This window comes from Pseudomonas sp. LF-5 (assembly GCF_037626295.1).
Taxonomy (GTDB): domain Bacteria; phylum Pseudomonadota; class Gammaproteobacteria; order Pseudomonadales; family Pseudomonadaceae; genus Aquipseudomonas; species Aquipseudomonas monsensis.
Window position 1 is genome coordinate 1,188,063 of the sequence record NZ_JARKMT010000001.1, and the last position, 19,994, is coordinate 1,208,056.

Below are 19,994 nucleotides of genomic sequence, written 5' to 3' on the forward strand. Positions count from 1 at the left end.
CGTTAATCATCCGGGAAAAGATTATCAAGGCCAAATAAAGTAGGCTTGGCAAATGCTGCTTCTACTTTAATAGTGGTTTCTCCGCATCTATAAACATTCAGTGCTGTCTTAGCGCGCGTGACACCTGTATAAATCAGCTTTGTTCGTCGCAGCGGGAATTTTGTAAGACCTTCAGCGCCAAAAATATGTACACACCTAAACTCAGTTCCTTTTGAGGCATGCAGCGTCATAATGTGAATTAAGGCGCTTCCTGAAAAAGTCGCATCAGAATCCACTCCGTGAGTGCAAAGCATGCCTTTTAATTGTGTTGCCTCAAGGTAGCTCTTTACTTCTAGTCGGTCTTCTTGCCGAGGGCAAAATATACCAATTGCCTCATCAGGAAACGCATCCAGCTGAACTTCGATTAATTCAAGAATTTTATTTAATTGATCAACCCTAGGCTGACTGGGGTGCAGTATCGCTGAAGACTTTCCCTGAATGGTCGGGTCATAGTTGCAGGTGGACTCCAGAGTTACACCTCCTTTTACTGGAGGCATTAGCTTATCTGCGACCTTAGCAATCTCTTGTCCGATTCGAAAGTGACGAGTTAACCGATGTGTATCTAGCCCAAGCGCCCCAGCGGTTCCCATACCGTCCTGATTGTAAATGCCTTGTCGCTCATCGCCACATATACAGACTTTGTCTGAAAGTTCTAGTAAAGCTGTGAGCTCACCGACAGAGAGATCTTGAGCCTCATCAACAAAAATAGCACTGTACATTTTCTCTGAGGGCCTAGCTTCGTTTGCGGCTATCAAATTTTTCAATGCTTCATTTCGAGAATCGTCATCAAAATCCCCCTCACTCCACTTTACCTTGCTTCCGAGATTAAGATTTACATACTCAGAGAGCCATGAGTGAAATGTTTTAATTTGGCTAGCTTTTACAAAACCTTTTGCGACAGCTCCGCTCCGAATGAAGTCAGCAAGAGAGCGAGTGTAGGTTATGAATAAAATATCTTTTTCACCACTTCCCACCATAACCTCAGCGCGGAGAAGGAGTAAATTAGTCTTTCCAGACCCCGGCGGCCCTGATAAAAGATAGCGTCCTTCCATCGGTAGCCCGATAAAATCGATTTGCGCTTGATCCATTTCTTTCTTGCTACGCCACCAATTACCGTTCATCACTCACCCTCTTGAGCTCGATCTGTCTTCCATAGAGTGATTCAATGGAGTCAGCTACTGAACAATGTGACTCTACTTCACCGAGAGCGCTCTCGACAATTTCAGCTATCGATTCAGCAATGATACTTCCAGCATCATCTATGGCATCAGACATTGAGACCGTGCCTAGAAGTTTAAGCATGTCCGGATCAAGTGCAAAATCTGATTCGGGCTGGTATATAAAACCCGATGCAAGAATATCGACCGAGCCAGCATAGAGGCCCGTCTTCCAGTAAAAACTAATATGAGCCACCACTGCTACATTATCACTGTATGCGAACTGAAAGCTCACAACCTCTCTGTTGCTCACTTTTGATTTGGAAAAGGACAAAGGCAAATCTGTTCCGCAGACGGAAATTAGCAACAGTTTAATTTTATCGACTAACGATTCCTGGAACCGATCTCGATCAAAATTCAATGCTCTTTCGGAATCGGTTTGTTTGTTTGGCCTGGATTTCAAGCGTGATCGAAGTTTATTAAGCCCAACATTTTGCTCCTGCACCTCAAAGTCAAGCCAGTCGACAAGCGTCAGCCTAGCCTGCATGTCCTTATTTAGACATTTAGCTGCCAGCGATTTCAAATATGCCAAGCGACTGGGATTTCCATCTTTAAAATTTGGTGGGTTCAGAAGCACTGCTTTTGCGACGAGCCAACGGTTCCCTGCTTCTATTTCAGCTCTGAACAGAGGCTCTTTCATTATCAAATTATGCAAAACCGCACCTACTTGATAAATATTGAGCCCCTGCCAGAGCTCACGCGAAGGTTCATCCAAACGAAACAGATATTCAGGAGAGCTGTATTGAGCAGTAGCTAAAAAGGGCCTTTGAGTCCCCTGGTCGGTATCGGCAGCACCTGGGCCGGGATCAAATTCACGAACAACGCCCAAGTCTAAAAGCTTCAGTTTCCCCCAGCACTCTGAGACATGAATATTTTCAGGCTTGATATCTCGGTGTACGATACCGTGAGCTTCAAGATAAAGAACGGCACTTACCAGTTGCCGTATAAGTACTTCGACGGAGGCATCAGGTACGTGTTTAAGTACCTCTTTTAATCTCGGCCATTCAACATATTCCATTTCAATGACAGCGGTATCATCGAAGTTTTCTATCGAAAATGTTTGAACTAGATGGCCGCATTCATGACCTATGAGCCTACGTTGGAGCCCTAAACGCTCTTGCTCTTTCGACCCCTCCTTATCGCTAATGAATCTCGGGTCGAAAACTTTAAAAGCTCGCTTGTCTTCGCCATTAATTCCACGAAATACTGCTGCAGAACCACCGGCGGCGAGAAAATTAACCTCCCATTTCACACCGCTTTTTTCAAGATATCGCTCAAGTGTAACCTGTAACTCATCGATTTTTTCTTGTGATAAATCAGGCATACCTAACTCCTTTAGGCACGGTCGCCTGTTGGCGGCTACCGGCAACCTACGTACAGATTGCCACTACTAACGGCATTCTGCCAAACCTAAAGCCTAAGCATATGATTCTCCGCTGTGACTTGGACGCGGCTATTCATGAACGTCCGCTTTTGGCCCAGAGTGTGTAAAAACGCTTCGCCAAAATTGGAGTGTGCGCGTTTACGTCGAATCTGAAATTTATCGGCACGTCAGCAGGTGCGGATTTTACGTAGAAGCGCGATTCTCAGTCCGGGCTTGAGTACCTGTCGCGCTGAAAAACGTTTTTACACAGCCTCGGCCGATAGCGGCCATTCATAACGACCTACTTCTGGTCGAAGGCAACAACGAATACTCTCTTCCTCAGTCCATTTTTTTGCTGAGACAGTTGAACTGCCCCCCGAACCAAACGGCAAAAATAAGCTCAACTCCCCAAATCACGGTCTCACCAACCTAGGCAAAACCACCCCCTCCGGCAACCTCTCCACCCCCAACCTTACCCGCTCCCCCCCCTGCTCAATCACCACGCCATCCCCCTCCACCGCCAGCAACTTCACCCCAGGCCCAACCTTCTCCCCCTGCAAAAAACTACGCGGCGGCCCATCGTTCAGGCTCAGTATCGCCACCGCCCCCCGACTCCCCGCCATCACCCCGCTCACCTTGATGTCCACTGGCGCTGTTTGATTGGAAAACCACTGCAACGCCGGGCTGTCGCTGCGCGCAGCGATCAATTGTGGGGCGGCGGTCGGGGTGTGGGATTCGGCGGTGGTCAGCAGCAGTGACGACCAGGTCGCCACGCCGACCAGTGTGGCCAGCAGGGCCAGGGCCTGGATCATTTGTGGTGGGGAAAAGCGTGTGGCGAATGTCATGGGCTGAATCTCCTTTTAGTCCCACCTGACAGACTACGCGGCAATTCTCACGGTTTTATTTCACACGCCTTACATGTTGGCCGTGCAGGATGAACGTCGACGCAAAGGAGCGCGCAGCCGATGAACGTGGGCAAGCAACAGGGCTTTACCCTGATCGAGTTGATGGTGGTGCTGGTGATCATCGGCATCGCCAGTGCGGCGATCAGCTTGAGTATCAAGCCTGATCCGCTGCAATTGCTGCGCAAGGACGCCGAGCGTGTGGCGCAACTGCTGCAGGTGGCGCAGGCCGAGGCGCGGGCGGATGGCCGGCCGATTGCGTGGGTCAGCGATGCCAAGGGGTTTCGCTTCAGTCGGCGCAGTGACAGCGGCAAGGGTTTCGAGCATTTCAATGACGATGCGCAATTGCGCCCGCGGCCGTGGCAGAGCCCGAAGGTGCAGGTGCGGGTCGAGCCGAAACAGAAAGTCGTGCTTAACGCTGAGTGGATCAATCCGCCGCTGCAACTGACGTTGTCCGATGGCGCCAACCAGTTGAGTGTCCTGCGCGATGGCGCTGGCCGGATTCGTGTGCAATGAAGGGCCAACAGGGTTTTACGCTGATTGAGGTGATGGTCGCGATTCTGCTGATGGCGGTGGTGAGTTTGATTGCCTGGCGTGGGCTGGACAGTGTGACGCGGGCGGACAGTCATTTGCAGGCCAGTGGTGAACAGAGTGACGCCCTGCTGCGGACGTTGAATCAGCTGCAGCGGGATGTGGACATGCGTGCGGGCATTGAATTGAGTGAGCCGAAGAAAGTCGGCGCGGACGATGAGCCAGTGACGGCGCCGCCCGCGATGACTGTGCGTAGCAGTGATAGCAAGGGGTTTCGGCTGGATATCATTCGCACGGCGGCTGACCAGCCTGGGGCTTTGCAGCGGGTGCGTTGGTGGCTTAAGGGCGACACGTTGTACCGTGCGGTGGCGGCGGCGCGGAGTCGTTATCCGCTGCCGGCGCCGACCGATGGCGTGGCGGTGTTGAGCGAGGTCAGCGATGCGCAGGTGCGGGTTTGGGAACCGGACAAGGGGTGGCGGCAGCTGAGTGGCAATCGGCGGGAGAATCCGGTGGGGCTGGAGATTCGGCTGACCCGGCAGACGGCGCAGGGGGTTGAGAGGTATCGGCAGGTGATTGGGCCGTTGGAGTGAGACTGGCTGTGATGTGGGCAGGTCCTGGGTTGGGATTGGGGGCGGTCAGTTGGAGGTTGGTTGGATGTCAGGGCGCCATCGCTGGCAAGCCAGCTCCCACAGGGATTGGGGGCGGTCAGTTGGGGATTGGTTGGCTGTCAGGACGTCATCGCTGGCAAGCCAGCTCCCACAGGGATTGGGGGTAGGCAGTTGGAGGTTGGTTGGATGTCAGGGCGTCATCGCGAGCAGGCTCACTCCTACAGGTGGATTGGGTGAGGTCAGTTGGGGATTGGTTGGCTGGCAGGGCGTCATCGCTGGCAAGCCAGCTCCCACAGGGATTGGGGGTAGGCAGTTGGAGGTTGGTTGGCGGTGAGGTTGTCATCGCGAGCAGGCTCAATCTTACAGGTGGATTGGGTTAGGTCAGTTTGGGATTGGTTGGCTGTCAGGACGTCTTCGCGAGCAAGCTCGCTCCCACAGTGGGGTTGGGTGGCGTCAGTTGGGGATTGGTTGGCTGGCAGGCCGTCATCGCTGGCAAGCCAGCTCCCACAGGGGTTGGGTGGCGTCAGTTGGGGATTGGTTGGCTGGCAGGCCGCCTTCGCGAGCAAGCTCGCTCCCACCGTTTCAATGTGCGTACAACCCAAGCGGCAAAGCCGCCCCACTCAACAGGATGAGCGCAAGCTCGGCTGCAGCTTTTGATCTTGATCCACGGGCGACTTCGGAAGGCTGAGTGGAGGGATTCATCCGGGGGTGGGAGCGCAGCGACCGTTTGGCGCAGCCAAATGCATCGAGAGGAGGTGCAGCGAAGCAAACCGGAGGCGATGCGCCCGGATGGATCCCGGAGCGAAGGAACCCCGAGCCTCAGCGAGCGGGCCGCACGTAGGAGCAAGCCTTTTGGGTTACCTTTTCGGCGTCTGGAAAAGGTGACCCGCCGTAAGGGCGGAACCCTAAGCGGCCGTTACCGCAGCAACGGATATGTCCACCACCAACCCCACTAGCTAAGAACGACCACACCACCGGGCAACTCAGTGCATTTGACGCCATAAGCATCGCGAATCAACAGCGCAACCCCGGCAAGTTGATCAAGGCTGAACCGCGCCTGCACCCGACGCTGCCCCAGCTCCCGGTTAAGCAGCAACAACATCCCAGGTCGATAGCGGTTGATCTCATCAATCATCTGACTCAGCGTCGCACCATTGAACACCAACACCTGCTGACGCCAGTTCATCACCGCCGCCGTGTCGACACTCTGCACACTGCCAACCTGCCGCGCATCGTAGGTCACTTGCTGCCCCGGTTCGAGGCGCAGGCTGCGGCCTTCTACGTCGACTTCAACCGCGCCATCAAGGCAGGTCACGCAAACTTGCTGATCAGTGTTACGCAAGTTGAAACGCGCCTGACTCGCCCGCAACCACCCTCCCCCAGCCTGCATCGCCAGCGGCAACCGCGCGGTCTGCACTTCAACCTCACCACTGACCAGCTCAAAACCCTGTACACCCTCAGACACTGCGCGCTGGTTGATCCGCGTCTGAGTGTTCAGCTCCAGGCTCACACCCTGCGCCGGTTCGAAACGACGCTGCTGACCGACTTCGGTTATGTAGTCAGCGCCCAGCCCTTCAAACCCGCCAGGAATCGTCCCGCGTACCAACAGAAACGCCGCCGACGCAGCAATCGCGCCACCGAGAAACGCCCGGCGACCGAAGCGCCGTGGCGCCTGCATCTGCTCCATGGCCGGTTGCAACTGATGCCACATAACCTTGGCCTGCTCGAACGCCTGCGCATGCTCGGCACTCTGTGCGCACCAGTCGCGCAAGGCGCGGGCATCGGCCACGGTGGCGCGGCCGGAGGTCAACAGGACCAGCCAGTCGCGGGCTTCGCTGTGCAGATTGTCGGCCGCCGATGGCTCGGCAGGTGTCAGTCGAAAGATGTTCAAACGCGCAGATTCTCAACGAATTGATCGGGCACTATTCAGAAGACGGTTTTCCGGCCCCGCGACCGAACCGCTGAAACACTTTTCTTTCCAGTTTCGCTGCACAAAAGCCCAACGCGGCTTTGATTTCCTTCTCGACCATGCGCGTGGAAATGCCAAAACGCTGGGAAATCTCCAGGTGCGGCGCCTCTTCCAGCCGCGCAGCGATGAAAATTCTGCGACGGCGTGCGGGCAGCTCGTAAAGGGCACTGAGCAGGGACTGGATTTCCTTTTGCCCGCCCACCACCCGCGCCGGATCGAGGGCTTCGTCACCGATTTGCAGCAGTTCCTCGACTTCCTCGCCAGTGAGCAGGCGTGCATCGGCCTGGCGGCGGTCGGCAGCGATGTTCAGGGCCATGCGATAGAGGTAGGCGTTGGGTCGCAAGACGTTCGGCGGCGTCTCCATGCGGTCGACCCGCAGGTAGGTTTCGTGCAGCACGTCGTTGGCCAGGTCTTCCGAACCGAGACGCCTGCGCAGGCGCACCCGAAAGTCCTCGTAGGACGTCAGGAACAGTTGGACCATCGAACCTTGTCCGGTGTCTTTCATCCCCCGGAAACTCCTTCCCATGTGGTGCATTCCATGCGTTTCCCTGACGACTCCGGTAACAACAGCAACGTGACCGGCTGACGCAAGGCGCTGGGCGTCGGCCGGTCGATCCTGAGATTGCGAAAGCTCTCTACCAGCGCATTGTCGCGCCGTACATCGCCGGTCGAGGTGACCAACCGGTTGTGCTGCACCACGCCGTCACGCCCGACCCACACCTGCAACACCGCGCGATAACTGCCCGGGCGGGTCAGCGGCGAACGGCACAGGTTGCGCTCGATGGCCGCTTGCACGGCCGTGGCGTAACTGCGATTGACGGCAACGCTTTCGGGCGTCTGTTTTTGTGGCGGCGCCGGCACGTCTTCGACCTGCGCCACTTGCAACGTAAACGCATCGTCCCGGGCATAACGCGCCATCAAACCACTGCCGCCGAGCAATCGACGCAAGGCATCGGCGGCGGTGTACTCACCGTCCACTGCCAGCGAGCGACGACCGCGACTCAACTGACTGTCGACCAGCACCGCTACGCCGGTGGCGTGGCTGTACTGGTCCAGCGCGTGCGCCAGATCCTGTGCCGGAATGTGCAGCGTCATGCGCAAGTCCGCCGGCACCGCGTCGGCCATGGCGTGGCCCGCCGCACAGCCAAGCAGCCACCCCAGACACATCCGGCGCACAAGTCTCGTTGAACGCTGAAAACCGTCCCTGGAACTGCCTCGCTGCACGGCTGACGAATCCTTGGAAATCGTCATCCTGAGGGCTGTTTATGAATCTGGTGTGACGGACGGTGCAAAAAAACCATCACGGGATTTGCGCAAGGCTTGCACTAGACTCAAGCCATAGCGCGGCCCCTCCGGGCCGGCCAGGAGGCGAGCATGAACACACTGTGGCGATTCAGCCTTGGCGGGCTGTTGTTGACGGCGCTGTCGAGCGCTTTTGCCGAAGAACCCTTGGGCTGTGTCGAGGTGACGGTCGGCGGGTACAAGGCGCCGAACTACGATTGCCTGAGCCAGCAGATGGGCAACAACCCGCAAGGCGCAGCGGCTGCGGAGAAAAATCAGCAAGCGCTGAATGTGCCCGTCAACAAGCGGCCACCGAATCAGGTGGGCCTCGCGACCCCGGCCGCGACCAGTACGCGAATGGGCAATACCTTCGGCACCTCGGTAAAACCGCAACGCCCACCAGCCAATGCCGGCACCTCTCCACTCATCAATAAATGACACATCCACCTGGGGGCAAGGAACTCACACGTCTGTAAGGAGCGAACTCACACACCTGCAGGGAGGCTCACTAACCTGTAGGGCGGTTCTCCAACCAACCTGTAGGGAGGCTCCCAAACCTGTAGGGAGGCTCCCAACCTGTGGCGAGGGGATTTATCCCCGTTCGGCTGCGCAGCAGTCGTAAACCCGCTGCGCAGGGTGAGCCTGATGTACCCAGTTGTAAGGTTCGGGAGCTGCTTAGCAACCCAACGGGGATAAATCCCCTCACCACAGGTGAATGTGTACGTCAGTCACTGGGGGTTTGGCGGAAGCTGACGGCCAGGCGATTCCAACTGTTGATCGTGGTCACGGCGATTGTCAGGTCCACCAGTTCCGCTTCGCTCATCTGCGCCTTGGCCTGCTGGTACACCTCATCGGGCACATGACTTTCAGCCAACAACGTCACCGCTTCGGTCCAGGCCAGCGCCGCACGCTCACGCGGGTTGAAGAAGCCGCTGTCACGCCACACCGCGATCGCATACAAACGCCGATCACTCTCCCCCGCGCGCCGCGCATCCACCGAGTGCATGTCAGTACAGAACGCGCAGCCATTGAGCTGCGAGGCGCGGATCCTGATCAGTTGCAGCAACGGCTGTTCGATGCTCAGGTGGCTGGTCAGCGCCTCCATCGCGATCATCGCTTTCATCGCCTTGGGCGACGCATTGTAGTAATCCAGGCGCGGGCTCATGGGCAGGTCTCGGCAGACGGAATAATGACTTCACCGTAAACGCCGACACCTGCGCGTTACAGCCCCAATTGCACGGAAAACCGCTACACCACTGACAGGAAAAATACGATTTCTTGCGGGCACTGCAAAACACTGTGGGAGCGGGCTTGCCCGCGATGACGTCGGCACATCCAAAGAATATTTCGCCTGATACAACGCTATCGCGAGCAGGCTCACTCCTACAGGGGATTGGGGCCAATTTCGGGTTTTTGTGGTGCGCAACTATTGCCGACCACGCAACAGCGGTAATCTGGCGGGCAAACCAATAGCCCCCCGGAGCCTCGTCGGTATGGAACTTCACGTGGTGATCAACGGCCGCAAGGATCTCGCCGGCCAGTTGTACCAACAGCTGCGCGGGGCCATCGAATCCGGGCGTCTCGCGGCGGGTACGCAGTTGCCGCCCAGCCGCCTGTTGGCCGAACAACTGGGCATCTCGCGCAAGACCATTTCCGACACCTACGCCCAGTTGACCTACGAAAACTTCCTCACCGGGGTGATCGGCAAAGGCACCTACGTCAATGCGCGCCCGGCGCAGATTCAGCGCAAGCAAAGCCACACTGAACTGGCCAGCGCCGAGGTGATCGAGCGCTGGCGCACCCTGCCGATGTTCCTGCAGCACCCGACGCTGCAAGGCTCGTTGCGCTACGACTTCATCGGCGGCGCCACCAGCAAAGGCCAGTTTCCCCATGACGACTGGCGCCGCTGCGTCTCGCACGCCATGCGCCAGATGGCCGCCTCCAAGGGTTTCTACAGCGTGCCCGAAGGCCTTCCGGCGCTGCGCCACGCGATTGCCGGGCACATCGCGTTCTCACGCGGGATCAACTGCCAGGACGAAGACATCGTGGTGTGCAACGGTGCACAACAGGCGCTGGACTTGATCTCCCGCGTGCTGATCAGCCCCGGCAGCCGGGTGGCAATGGAAGACCCGGGCTACCCGCCAGCGCGTCTGCTGTTCGGCACCCACGGTGCGCAAGTGGTCGGTGTGCCGGTGGATGCCGAAGGCATTGTGGCCGAGCAGATTCCCGAGGGCACGCGGCTGATTTACGTCACCCCGTCACACCAGTTCCCGCTGGGCATGTCGATGAGCCAGGCGCGCCGTGAAGCCTTGCTGGCCCGGGCCTATGAGCTGGGGGCGATCATCATCGAGGACGACTATGACAGCGAATTCCGCTACGAAGGTCGCCCCACTGACTCACTGCACGACCTCGATCAGCGCGGCATCGTCGCCTACGTCGGCACGTTCTCCAAAACCCTGCTGCCAGAGCTGCGCCTGGGCTACGCGATCCTGCCGCCGGCGATCCTCGAAGCGGTGATTCGCGCCAAAAAACTCACCGACCAGCATACCCCGACCCTGCCGCAATGGGCGCTGGCCAAGTTCATCGCCGAGGGTTGTCTGCTCAAGCACATCCGCCGCTGCCACGCGATTTACGCCCAGCGCCGTGAACGGATTCTGGCGCGCATGGCGACCGATCTGTCGCCCTGGCTCGACGCGGTGCCAGCCAGTGCGGGCTTTCATATGGCGGTGCTCTGCAAGGTGCCGATCGATCTGCCGCTGGTGATCGAACTGGCGAAAAGGGTCGAGGTCGGCCTGTACTCCATCGACATTTTCTATGACCAGCAACCGGCGAAAAACGGCTTGTACTTCGGTTTCGGCGCCATTGAAACGCTGGACATTGATATCGCTCTGGATCGCCTGCGCGACATCCTGCAACAAGTTGCGTGAATGATTGGACTGGGTGATTAACCGCCGATTGGTTATTGGTGATCCGGGGGTGCAGGCCTATTCTGCATCAGCGTTATCCCTCAATGAGCAGGACTCGTCCGGCCTGATTAAGGAGTGTGAGCAATGTCCAACGAAGTGATCAACACCGTTCAGGTGCAGGCCGCCGCCGGCCGCTCGGAGGAGCTGGGCAGGCAACTGCAGAGGATCGTCGACACCTTGCGCGAGACACCCGGCTGCGATTCCTACCTGGTCGACCGCTGCCCCGAGGACAGCCACCGCTGGACGGTCAGCGCCCATTGGCAGTCGGAGGCGGCGATGCAGGCGCATTTCAACCGGCCCGAGGCGCAGGGGTTTATTGACCTGATTGATAGCCGGCTGGCCAATAGCGTCGATTTCAACTCGTTTCCTATCGTTTGACCTTATTGACGCCATCGCTGGCAAGCCAGCTCCCACAGTTTTTTGTGTCGTACATTAATTTTCGAACGACGCTGAATCCTGTGGGAGCTGGCTTGCCAGCGATGGCTTATTTGCAAGCGCTGAGAATCCACAGATTGGTCACCCGATCTTCCCGAATATTGGCCGTTTGCATGCCCCGCCCTGCGGACTACCGTGATCAGCACCACTCCGATCACCACAGGTAACCCGCCATGAAAGCCCTGCCCCTCTTCGCTGCCGCCCTTTTCCTGAGCCTTTGCACCACGGCTGCCTTTGCTCACGAGCCGTCAGAAAAAGTCACCGTGCTGCAAGACCAGATGCTGAAAAACGCTCCCGGCAAAAAAGCCATGATGATCGAAGTGGACTACAAACCCGGCCAGTCCTCTATCGCCCACAGGCACGACGGCACGGCGATGGCTTACGTGCTGGAAGGTGAGGTAATTTCCCAGGTCAAGGGTGAATCACCGATCACTTACAAGAAGGGCCAGTTCTGGTACGAACCCGCCGGCTCCGAGCATCTGGTGTCGAAAAATGCCAGCCAGAGCAAACCGGCGAAGTTGCTGGTGTTCATGGTGCTGGCCCCGGATGAGCAAGTGTTGATCCCGCTGAAAAACTGATGGCTGTTTAACCAGCCATAAATAATCAGGCGCAAATCGCGGATTGGCGCCTTTTTATTTCCCGGCGTCATTAACCGCTGCGAGTTACAGCAAATGAAACTATTCAACGGCGGTTCGCTCAGCAAATTGTCAGGTTGGCGGGTTTAGTCTGAGTTAACGGTCGTGATTAACGACTTTTAAACTGTCCGACTGATGTTGTTTCACGGGAGAAACACCATGAAACTTGCTTTTGCCAGTACCTTGGCGATATCGGTTCTAGCCTTGTCCGCCTGTTCAGTGCCCACCGCGCCGAAAGCCGTCTCGTCCCTCGACACCCTCTTCACCCAACCGGTCGGCCGCAGCAGCGCGGCGCAGGTGAAAAGCGGCCCCGGCGTGTCGCTCGGCGTGGTCTACAGCCCAGGCACCCAGACCAACCGCGAATACCTGCGTGACTATCAAGCCAACGCCGGCACCGGTTTCGGCCAGAGTTTGCTGGTGCAACCGATCCATGACGCCTATGTTGCCAGCTCCAAACCGGACATGGCGGTGGACTGGGTCAAGGCATCGCTGCAACGCCAGTTCGGCTCGGTGACGGTGTATCCGGACCTGCACAGCCTGCGCGCAGCCAGACCGGATGTGGTGGCGATTGTCGACACCCACAGCCAGTTGATCACTTCGCGCAGTTCCGACATCAAGGCAGACGTGAGCGCGGACTTCTATGATGCGCAGTTGAATTACATCGGTACGGCGAAAGGCTCCGAGGCGAGAGAATTGACGCCCGTGTGGGCGGACTTCAAACGCTCGGAGGAGATTGTTGCGGATATTAATCAGCAGCAGGATGTGCAAGTTCGGGCGCTGCAGAAGTTTGACCAGTCGCTCAACAATTTAGTCGCTAGACCTGCGGACAAAGTGTCGATGCTTGATAGCAAACAGTCATCTAAGTTGTATTGATGACAAGGGCCCCTTCGCGAGCAAGCTCGCTCCCACAGGGGGAATGCATTTCAAATGTGGGAGCGAGCTTGCTCGCGAAGGGGCCAGACTAGACAACACAAAATCCTCAGGCATAAAAAAGCCCCTGCATCTCACAATGCAGGGGCTTTTTCATTCAACCACTACTTACGCCAGTTCAAGCTCGGCATTCGCAGCAGCCGGGGCCACCACGGCTTGCCCGCTCAAGGCGAGGTCCAGCAGTTCACGGTTGGCCACCGCATACATGGCGTAGTCCGTGCCGCTCGCTGCACGGATTTCCACCAGCATGGCGCGCCAGCGCGAGATCATGCTTTCGTGCTGCTCCATCCACAGCGCCAGGCGTGCTTCCACGTCCTGAGTGCCGTCGCCCTGTTGCAGGACGGAGATGGTGATCGCACGTTGCTGCCAGTCGACATCGTCACGGAACGCTTCACGGGCCAGGGCCTGCCAGTTGTTTTCAACCGGCAGTGCGCTGATCTGTTGCAGGTACCAGGTGATGTCCAGCGCACTGCCCACGGCGAAGTACGCCTTGGCCACTTCGGCCGGGTTCTGGCCAGTCACGTCGGACGCTTCGATGATCGGCAGCAGCGTGTACAGGTGCGAGGTGCCCGCGACCATACGCGCCAGCAACTCCGGCACACCGGCTTCGACGTAAGCCTGATAACGCGCCTGCCAGTTTTCGCGGATTTCGCCGCTCAGCAGTTCGTCGAGCTTCAGACCCAGTTCTTTCAGGTGCGGACCGAAGTGCGCGACGTCACGGGCAGCGTTCTGCTCGTTGCGACGGGCACGCAGGAACCAGCGGGTAGCGCGGCGGCCCAGACGCATCAGCTCGTCCATCAGCTCCAGCTGCACGTCAGCGGAAACCTGATAGTCCAGCGCCTCGATCTGACGGAACCAGTGCGGGAGGTGGAAGATGTCACGCACGATCACGTAAGCACCGGCCACGTTCGCCGGGCTCATGCCGGTCGACTCTTTGAGTCGTTGAACGAAGGTGATGCCCATGTGGTTGACCAGGTCGTTGGCGATCTGGGTGCTGACGATCTCGCGCTTCAGACGGTGACGACGCATGGCCTCGGAGAACTTGCTGACCAGGGTCGGCGGGAACGCCGTTTCCATGTCGCGGGTCAGGTAATCGTCATCCGGCACCAGCGAGTTCAGCAGCTGTTCCTTGAGGTCGATCTTGCTGTACGAGATCAGTACCGACAGCTCAGGACGGGTCAGGCCATGGCCTGCCGCAACGCGCTCATTAATCTGCTCTTCGGTCGGCAGGAACTCGATGGCACGGTCCAGCTTGCCACGGCCTTCCAGATCGCTCATCAGACGCTTGTACTCGGCAATGCGCTCGTAGGCACGACGCGCCGCCAGGGACAGGGCCTGGGTCTGCTTGTAGTTGTTGCCCAGCACCAGACCACCGACTTCGTCGGTCATGCTCGCCAGCAACTGGTTACGTTGCTTGTCGGTCATGTCGCCAGCCTGAACCACTTCGTTCAGCAGGATCTTGATGTTCACTTCGTGGTCGGAGCAGTCCACGCCACCGGCGTTGTCGATGAAGTCGGTGTTGGAACCGCCGCCATTGAGGCCGAACTCCACACGACCCAGTTGGGTCATGCCGAGGTTACCGCCCTCGCCCACTACTTTGCAGCGCAGTTCGTTGCCGTTCACGCGCAGAGCATCGTTGGCCTTGTCGCCGACATCGGCGTGGCTTTCGGTGCTGGCTTTGACGTAAGTACCGATACCGCCGTTCCACAGCAGATCCACTGGCGCCTTGAGCAAGGCGTTCAGCAGTTCGGTCGGGGTCAGCTTGTCCGCCTTGATGTCGAAGCGTTCCTGCATCTGCGGGGAGATCGCGATGCTCTTCGCGCTGCGCGAGAAGATACCGCCACCTTCGGACATGATGCTGGTGTCGTAGTCGGTCCAGGCCGAACGCGGCAGGTCGAACATGCGCTGACGCTCGGCGAAGCTGGTCGCCGGGTTCGGGTTCGGGTCGATGAAGATGTGCATGTGGTTGAAAGCCGCGACCAATTGCAGCTTGTCGGACATCAACAGGCCGTTACCGAACACGTCACCGGCCATGTCACCCACGCCGACCACGGTGATGCTGTCTTCCTGAACATTGATGCCGCGCTCGCGGAAGTGACGTTGTACGCCAACCCACGCGCCCTTGGCGGTGATGCCCATTTTCTTGTGGTCGTAACCGGCCGAACCACCGGAGGCAAACGCGTCGCCCAGCCAGAAGCCGTAGTCGATGGCGATGCCGTTGGCGATGTCGGAGAAGGTTGCAGTGCCCTTGTCCGCGGCTACTACCAGGTACGGGTCATCGTCGTCATGCCGCACGACGTTGGCCGGCGGTACCAGCGCGCCGTCTTTCAGGTTGTCGGTGATGTCCAGCAGACCCGAAATAAAGATGCGGTAGCAGGCAATGCCCTCGGCCGCGATCTCGTCACGGCTGCCGCCCAGTGGCAGGCGACGCGGCAGGAAGCCGCCCTTCGCACCCACCGGCACGATGACCGAGTTCTTCACTTGCTGGGCTTTTACCAGGCCGAGGACTTCAGTACGGAAGTCTTCTTCACGGTCGGACCAGCGCAGACCACCGCGAGCAACGTTGCCGAAGCGCAGGTGCACGCCTTCGACGCGTGGCGAGTAAACGAAGATTTCGAACTTCGGTACCGGCTTCGGCAGTTCAGGGATCGCGTGCGGGTTGAACTTGAAGCTGAAGTACGACTTGTTCTGGCCGTGGGCGTCGGTCTGGTAGAAGTTGGTGCGCAGGGTGGCTTTGATCAGGTCGAGGTAACGACGCAGGATGCGGTCTTCGTTGAGCACCTGGACATCGTCCAGTGCGGTCAGAATCGCCTGTTCCAGACGCTGCTGCTTGTCTTCCAGATCTTCATCGCTGAGTTTGCGCGCCAGATAGAAGCGCGTCTTGAACAACCGGGTCAGCTCGCGAGCGATGTCGGTGTGGTTGTTCAGGGTGCTGGCGATGTAACCCAGGTCGAAGCCCAGACGAATCTGCTTCAGGTAACGGGCGTAGGCTCGCAGCAGCGCCACGTCACGCCACGGCAGGCCGGCGGTCAGCACCAGACGGTTGAACGCATCGTTCTCGGCATCGCCACGGACGATGTGCACGAACGCGTCCTGCAGGGTGTCGTTGAGTTGCTGGATGTCGAGGTCCAGGCCTTCGGCAGCGGTGAACGCGAAGTCGTGAATCCAGAACTCGCGGCCGTTGGTGTGACGCAGGCGGTACGGGAATTCACCCAGCACGCGCAGGCCGAGGTTTTCCAGAATCGGCAGTACGTCGGACAACGCCAGCGGCGTGTCGGCGTGATACAGCTTGCAATGCAGCTCGCGCTGGCCGGACACCTGGCCCAGCGGCTGATAGAAGCTCATCACCAGCGGACTTTTTTCGTTGAGGCTCAGCAGGTGCTGCATGTCGACCACGGCCGAATGCGCAGCGAAACGCTCGCGGTAGCCGGCCGGGAAGCCTTTCGGGAAGTCGGCCAGCACGTTGGTGCCGTGGGCTTCGCCGAAGCTTTCGACGGTCAGGGCGGCGTAGTCGTCCTGCCAGCTGCGGCAGGCTTGTACGACTTCTTTTTCCAGCAGCACCGGGTCGATGTCGATGCGGTTCTTCGGATCGACACGCAGGATCAGCTGCACGCGGGCCAGCACGGACTCGGAGAAGAACGTCCAGAATTCGCAGTCGGAGGCCTTCAGGCGCTCCATCAGCACTTGCTGGATCTTCTGGCGCACTTCGGTGGAATAGATGTCGCGCGGCACGTAGGCCAGGCAGTAGCAGAAACGACCGTACGGGTCTTTGCGCAGGAACACGCGGATCTTGTTGCGTTCCTGGATCTGCACGATCGACATCACGGTGGTGAACAGTTCGTCGACCGGAGTCTGGAACAGGTCGTCACGCGGCAGCACTTCGAGGACCTGCGCCAGTTCCTTGCCCAGGTGAGCCTTGGACTGGAAGCCGGAACGGCGTTCGATTTCTTCGACCTTGCGGCGGATGAACGGGATGACCCGCACGCTCTCGCCATACACCGACGAGGTGTACAGGCCCATGAAACGGTGTTCCTTGATGACGTTGCCGTCCGCGTCGATTTCACGGATCGACACGTAATCCGGGTACGCCGGACGGTGCACGCGGCTCGGGTGCGCGGCCTTGGCGAACGACAGCAGGGTCGGTTCGCGCAGGTATTTCACTGCGTAGTCTTCGATGCGCAGGTCTTCGTAGGTCAGGCCGGTGCGCAGCAGTTTGGTCAGGCCGAGGAAGGAATTCTGGTCGTATTCGATGTGGCCGCCATCGGCCTGATCGGTAACCACGAACTCTTCGTAGCCGAGGAAGGTGAAGTGGTTGCCCACCAGCCATTCCAGGAAGCTCTTGATTTCGTTCTTTTCGTCGGCATCGACGGCGAAGGCGCTGTGATCGAGCTTGGTGAGGATTTCCTGCACCTTGGCCTTCATCGGCTCGAAATCGGCGACCGCGACGCGGACTTCACCGAGCACCTGTTCCAGCTCTTTGCTCAGCACACTCAGTTCGGCCGCGTTGGCGCAGCGGTCGATTTCCAGGTACATCAGCGACTCGTGCAGCACGCCTTCACCGGTGCTGCCTTTTGGCAGGATTTCCAGCAGCTCGCCCTTGCTGCCACGGCGTACGCTGAGCACGGTGGTTTGCAGGGTGTGAATGCTGTAGCCGCGGCGGTTCAGTTCGGTGCGGACCGAGTCGACCAGGAATGGCAGGTCGTGGTGCAGCACTTCGACCGCGGTGTGGGTCGACTGCCAGCCGTGGCGTTCGTAATCGGGGTTGTAGACGCGCACTTGCGGTTGCGCGTGATCGAAGCGCTCAAGCAGGCGCCACGCGGAAAGAGTACAGCCAGCGAGGTCGGAGAGGCGACGTTGAGTCAGCTCGTCCAGGGAAATGATGCCGAAGAATTGTTCAGCGAACAGCGCCACTTGTGGCAGTGCCTGTTCACTGATGTGCTGCGCCAGTGCCGCTTGCAGTTGGTGCTGGAAGTCGGCTTTGCTGGCTGCGGTGAAGAACGCCATCTGTGGTACTCCGCTTAAGCTTGTTATTGATGGAAAGCGTCGCGTGCAACACCCCTTTCGGGGCCTGTGTCGCCCTGTTCCTGATTCTCGGGCAGAGGAAACAGGGTGACAGGTGGGTGAAGCTGGACGAGACACTCAGGTCACATTCACCTTCCATTGAATGGGCATCTGCAAAAACGACTGTCCGCACTGCCGACAATGCCTTTACAGGTGCTCATCCGTTGCGCAGCTTAATGGGTGCGACAATGTGTCTGCTTGCGGTGCTGCGACATATTCGGTCATTGGCACGTAAACAAAGGATTTGGCACCGATAAACACTAGCAGTCATGGCGGAAAACGGCGGCCTGAATGCCCGCTTTTACGGTACAGGCGTGCCAGAAGTGACCATTGACCTGTGCCGTGCTCGCGACACATCCTCTGACACTCTCACATGCAGAAATTCCCGAGGGCTGGCAGAATCGCGCCCTATTGCGACCGACACGCCCCTCAAGGCAGGAATTGACCATGCAAATGAACACCGCCCTACTGATCGTCAACCCGTGCGACGACGAAGAAGACAACATGGCCATGATTGGCTGCCACACCGACAAGGGCGAGATGTTCGTAATGAGCCGCTATCCGGACGAGGATGAGCTGGAGATCACCCTGGATGGCGAGCCGTCGACGCTGGACGGGGTGAAAGTCACCCTGAGCAAGACGCGGCTGAAGATCGAGATCGCGGCGGCGGATGCCGATGCGTTGAACGGGGATGATGTGCTGGAAATCACCTTCAACCCGGATATGGTTGATCTGGATGAGGTTGTCGAGACTTTGAAGAATATCCTTGATGGGACGGGTACCTTCATCAGCGAGATTTGATGGCGTCTGAACTGGCCCCATCGCTGGCAAGCCAGCTCCCACAGGTATCAGCGATGCGCATGCAATTTGTGCAACACATCGGTCACTGTGGGAGCTGGCTTGCCAGCGATGGGGCCGGAACTGCCACCGCAACACTCTCCCACTACAAAAATCCAACAATTGCCCCAGTCATTTCCCGCACTTTGCGCAAAATGCCGTTAGTCGCCACCCCCCTCGATGGATTAAAGTAACGCCCCCAGCCCCGGCGTTATCCGAACGCCTGTGGCCACCCCTTTCCAGGAACAGTCACCGATGGAACATCGTGAAGCGCTGCTGGCGCTGCGAACCTTTCTTTCAACGCAGATTCTCGGCCAGGAAAAACTCATCGAGCGCTTGCTCATCGCCCTGCTCGCCGACGGTCACATGCTGGTCGAGGGCGCGCCGGGTCTGGCCAAGACCAAAGCGATCAAAGAACTCGCCGAGGGCATCGAAGCCCAGTTCCATCGCATTCAGTTCACCCCGGACCTTTTGCCCGCCGACATCACCGGTACCGAGATCTATCGCCCGGAAACCGGCAGCTTCGTGTTCCAGCAAGGGCCGATCTTCCACAACCTGGTGCTGGCGGACGAAATCAACCGCGCCCCGGCCAAGGTGCAATCGGCGCTGCTCGAAGCCATGGCCGAACGTCAGGTCAGTGTCGGGCGCAGCACCTATGAGCTGTCGCCGCTGTTTCTGGTGATGGCCACGCAGAACCCGATCGAGCAGGAAGGCACCTATCCGCTGCCGGAAGCGCAGCTCGACCGCTTCCTCATGCACGTGAAAATCGGTTTCCCGGATGCCGCCGTCGAACGCCGCATCCTGCAGCAGGCCCGTGGCGAAGCGCTGAACGGCGAAACCAAACCGGAACGCCGCGTCAGCCAGCAGGCGATTTTCGCTGCGCGCAAGGAAATCCTCGGTCTGTACATGGCCGACGCCGTGGAGGAATACCTGGTGCAACTGGTCATGGCCACGCGCAACCCGGCCAAGTTCGACCCGGAAATGGCCGAGTGGATCGCCTACGGTGCGAGCCCGCGTGGCTCGATCGCCCTCGACCGTTGTGCACGCGCCCACGCCTGGCTGGCCGGTCGCGACTTCGTCAGCCCCGAAGACATTCAGGCGGTGCTGTTCGATGTGTTGCGTCATCGCATCATTCTGTCGTTTGAAGCCGAAGCCGCCGGCATTGATCAGGATCGGGTGGTGCAGCGGATTCTCGACGTCGTAGCCGTCGCTTGACCCCC

At 58.5% G+C, this 19,994-nt stretch carries 17 protein-coding genes; 9 read left to right on the plus strand and 8 right to left on the minus strand.

Annotated elements, in window-relative coordinates:
• Window positions 1–2: 2 nt before the first annotated feature.
• The 3 genes from PseuLF5_RS05285 to PseuLF5_RS05295 form a co-directional block, all read right to left on the minus strand.
• Window positions 3–1,160, minus strand: a complete 1,158-nt coding sequence (locus tag PseuLF5_RS05285; protein WP_340133098.1) for an ATP-dependent helicase — start codon at window positions 1,158–1,160, stop codon at window positions 3–5.
• Window positions 1,150–2,580, minus strand: a complete 1,431-nt coding sequence (locus PseuLF5_RS05290; protein WP_340133099.1) for a protein kinase domain-containing protein — start codon at window positions 2,578–2,580, stop codon at window positions 1,150–1,152. The genes PseuLF5_RS05285 and PseuLF5_RS05290 overlap by 11 nt, the downstream gene beginning before the upstream one ends.
• A 452-nt stretch (window positions 2,581–3,032) precedes the next feature.
• A complete protein-coding gene (locus PseuLF5_RS05295) occupies window positions 3,033–3,464 on the minus strand; it encodes a type II secretion system protein N (protein WP_095111431.1) in 432 nt (143 codons plus the stop codon).
• A 120-nt stretch (window positions 3,465–3,584) separates the two neighbouring features.
• Here PseuLF5_RS05295 and gspH point away from each other — a divergent pair, with 120 nt between their 5' ends.
• Window positions 3,585–4,037: a type II secretion system minor pseudopilin GspH gene (gspH, locus tag PseuLF5_RS05300; RefSeq protein WP_095111432.1), complete on the plus strand. Its 453-nt coding sequence runs from the start codon at window positions 3,585–3,587 to the stop codon at window positions 4,035–4,037.
• On the plus strand, window positions 4,034–4,642 hold the full coding sequence (locus PseuLF5_RS05305; RefSeq protein WP_322374385.1) for a type II secretion system protein GspJ: 609 nt from the start codon (window positions 4,034–4,036) through the stop codon (window positions 4,640–4,642). Before gspH ends, PseuLF5_RS05305 begins: the two co-directional genes overlap by 4 nt.
• Before the next feature lie 970 nt (window positions 4,643–5,612).
• Here PseuLF5_RS05305 and PseuLF5_RS05310 read toward each other — a convergent pair.
• Genes PseuLF5_RS05310 through PseuLF5_RS05320 form a run of 3 tightly spaced genes read right to left on the minus strand, consistent with a single transcriptional unit; the run spans window position 5,613 to window position 7,796 of the window.
• Window positions 5,613–6,551 carry a FecR family protein gene (locus tag PseuLF5_RS05310; RefSeq protein ID WP_340133100.1) on the minus strand — a complete coding sequence of 313 codons (939 nt, stop codon included), beginning with the start codon at window positions 6,549–6,551 and terminating at the stop codon, window positions 5,613–5,615.
• A gap of 31 nt (window positions 6,552–6,582) precedes the next feature.
• Window positions 6,583–7,134, minus strand: a complete 552-nt coding sequence (locus PseuLF5_RS05315) for an RNA polymerase sigma factor (RefSeq protein WP_064119825.1) — start codon at window positions 7,132–7,134, stop codon at window positions 6,583–6,585.
• Window positions 7,131–7,796 carry a secretin and TonB N-terminal domain-containing protein gene (locus tag PseuLF5_RS05320; protein WP_186748482.1) on the minus strand — a complete coding sequence of 222 codons (666 nt, stop codon included), beginning with the start codon at window positions 7,794–7,796 and terminating at the stop codon, window positions 7,131–7,133. Before PseuLF5_RS05320 ends, PseuLF5_RS05315 begins: the two co-directional genes overlap by 4 nt.
• Window positions 7,797–8,003: 207 nt before the next feature.
• Here PseuLF5_RS05320 and PseuLF5_RS05325 point away from each other — a divergent pair, with 207 nt between their 5' ends.
• Complete coding sequence (locus tag PseuLF5_RS05325; protein WP_123468045.1) at window positions 8,004–8,348, plus strand: hypothetical protein; 345 nt, start codon at window positions 8,004–8,006, stop codon at window positions 8,346–8,348.
• Between the two features lie 286 nt (window positions 8,349–8,634).
• Here the strand turns inward: PseuLF5_RS05325 and PseuLF5_RS05330 are convergent, their stop codons facing one another.
• Window positions 8,635–9,075: a carboxymuconolactone decarboxylase family protein gene (locus PseuLF5_RS05330; RefSeq protein WP_186748461.1), complete on the minus strand. Its 441-nt coding sequence runs from the start codon at window positions 9,073–9,075 to the stop codon at window positions 8,635–8,637.
• A 328-nt stretch (window positions 9,076–9,403) separates the two neighbouring features.
• On the opposite strand from PseuLF5_RS05330, the gene pdxR reads away from it, so the two are divergent.
• The 4 genes from pdxR (at window position 9,404) to PseuLF5_RS05350 (ending at window position 12,819) form a co-directional block, all read left to right on the plus strand.
• Window positions 9,404–10,837, plus strand: coding sequence for a MocR-like pyridoxine biosynthesis transcription factor PdxR (gene pdxR / locus PseuLF5_RS05335; protein ID WP_340133101.1), 1,434 nt, complete (start codon window positions 9,404–9,406; stop codon window positions 10,835–10,837).
• Window positions 10,838–10,960: 123 nt separating this feature from the next.
• Window positions 10,961–11,254: a putative quinol monooxygenase gene (locus tag PseuLF5_RS05340; RefSeq protein WP_123468040.1), complete on the plus strand. Its 294-nt coding sequence runs from the start codon at window positions 10,961–10,963 to the stop codon at window positions 11,252–11,254.
• 230 nt (window positions 11,255–11,484) lie between these two features.
• The gene (locus tag PseuLF5_RS05345) at window positions 11,485–11,889 is read left to right on the plus strand and encodes a cupin domain-containing protein (RefSeq protein ID WP_340133102.1); all 405 of its coding nucleotides are present in this window, start codon (window positions 11,485–11,487) and stop codon (window positions 11,887–11,889) included.
• Between the two features lie 216 nt (window positions 11,890–12,105).
• The gene (locus tag PseuLF5_RS05350) at window positions 12,106–12,819 is read left to right on the plus strand and encodes an ATPase (protein ID WP_340133103.1); all 714 of its coding nucleotides are present in this window, start codon (window positions 12,106–12,108) and stop codon (window positions 12,817–12,819) included.
• A 165-nt stretch (window positions 12,820–12,984) separates the two neighbouring features.
• Here the strand turns inward: PseuLF5_RS05350 and PseuLF5_RS05355 are convergent, their stop codons facing one another.
• Window positions 12,985–17,880, minus strand: a complete 4,896-nt coding sequence (locus PseuLF5_RS05355; protein ID WP_340133104.1) for an NAD-glutamate dehydrogenase — start codon at window positions 17,878–17,880, stop codon at window positions 12,985–12,987.
• Window positions 17,881–18,384: 504 nt separating this feature from the next.
• Between PseuLF5_RS05355 and PseuLF5_RS05360 the strand changes: the two genes are divergently transcribed.
• Complete coding sequence (locus tag PseuLF5_RS05360) at window positions 18,385–18,738, plus strand: hypothetical protein (RefSeq protein WP_340133105.1); 354 nt, start codon at window positions 18,385–18,387, stop codon at window positions 18,736–18,738.
• 291 nt (window positions 18,739–19,029) lie between these two features.
• Window positions 19,030–19,989 (plus strand): AAA family ATPase, encoded by a 960-nt coding sequence (locus PseuLF5_RS05365; protein ID WP_007913915.1) that lies wholly within the window; start codon window positions 19,030–19,032, stop codon window positions 19,987–19,989.
• Window positions 19,990–19,994 lie beyond the last annotated feature (5 nt).

Bases quoted from the DNA above. Each gene is read 5' to 3' on its own strand.
- PseuLF5_RS05285 (WP_340133098.1), bottom strand. From the start codon at position 1,160: ATGAACGGTAATTGGTGGCGTAGCAAGAAAGAAATGGATCAAGCGCAA.
- PseuLF5_RS05290 (WP_340133099.1), bottom strand. From the start codon at position 2,580: ATGCCTGATTTATCACAAGAAAAAATCGATGAGTTACAGGTTACACTT.
- PseuLF5_RS05295 (WP_095111431.1), bottom strand. From the start codon at position 3,464: ATGACATTCGCCACACGCTTTTCCCCACCACAAATGATCCAGGCCCTG.
- gspH (WP_095111432.1), top strand. From the start codon at position 3,585: ATGAACGTGGGCAAGCAACAGGGCTTTACCCTGATCGAGTTGATGGTG.
- PseuLF5_RS05305 (WP_322374385.1), top strand. From the start codon at position 4,034: ATGAAGGGCCAACAGGGTTTTACGCTGATTGAGGTGATGGTCGCGATT.
- PseuLF5_RS05315 (WP_064119825.1), bottom strand. From the start codon at position 7,134: ATGAAAGACACCGGACAAGGTTCGATGGTCCAACTGTTCCTGACGTCC.
- PseuLF5_RS05320 (WP_186748482.1), bottom strand. From the start codon at position 7,796: ATGTGTCTGGGGTGGCTGCTTGGCTGTGCGGCGGGCCACGCCATGGCC.
- PseuLF5_RS05325 (WP_123468045.1), top strand. From the start codon at position 8,004: ATGAACACACTGTGGCGATTCAGCCTTGGCGGGCTGTTGTTGACGGCG.
- PseuLF5_RS05330 (WP_186748461.1), bottom strand. From the start codon at position 9,075: ATGAGCCCGCGCCTGGATTACTACAATGCGTCGCCCAAGGCGATGAAA.
- pdxR (WP_340133101.1), top strand. From the start codon at position 9,404: ATGGAACTTCACGTGGTGATCAACGGCCGCAAGGATCTCGCCGGCCAG.
- PseuLF5_RS05340 (WP_123468040.1), top strand. From the start codon at position 10,961: ATGTCCAACGAAGTGATCAACACCGTTCAGGTGCAGGCCGCCGCCGGC.
- PseuLF5_RS05345 (WP_340133102.1), top strand. From the start codon at position 11,485: ATGAAAGCCCTGCCCCTCTTCGCTGCCGCCCTTTTCCTGAGCCTTTGC.
- PseuLF5_RS05350 (WP_340133103.1), top strand. From the start codon at position 12,106: ATGAAACTTGCTTTTGCCAGTACCTTGGCGATATCGGTTCTAGCCTTG.
- PseuLF5_RS05355 (WP_340133104.1), bottom strand. From the start codon at position 17,880: ATGGCGTTCTTCACCGCAGCCAGCAAAGCCGACTTCCAGCACCAACTG.
- PseuLF5_RS05360 (WP_340133105.1), top strand. From the start codon at position 18,385: ATGCAAATGAACACCGCCCTACTGATCGTCAACCCGTGCGACGACGAA.
- PseuLF5_RS05365 (WP_007913915.1), top strand. From the start codon at position 19,030: ATGGAACATCGTGAAGCGCTGCTGGCGCTGCGAACCTTTCTTTCAACG.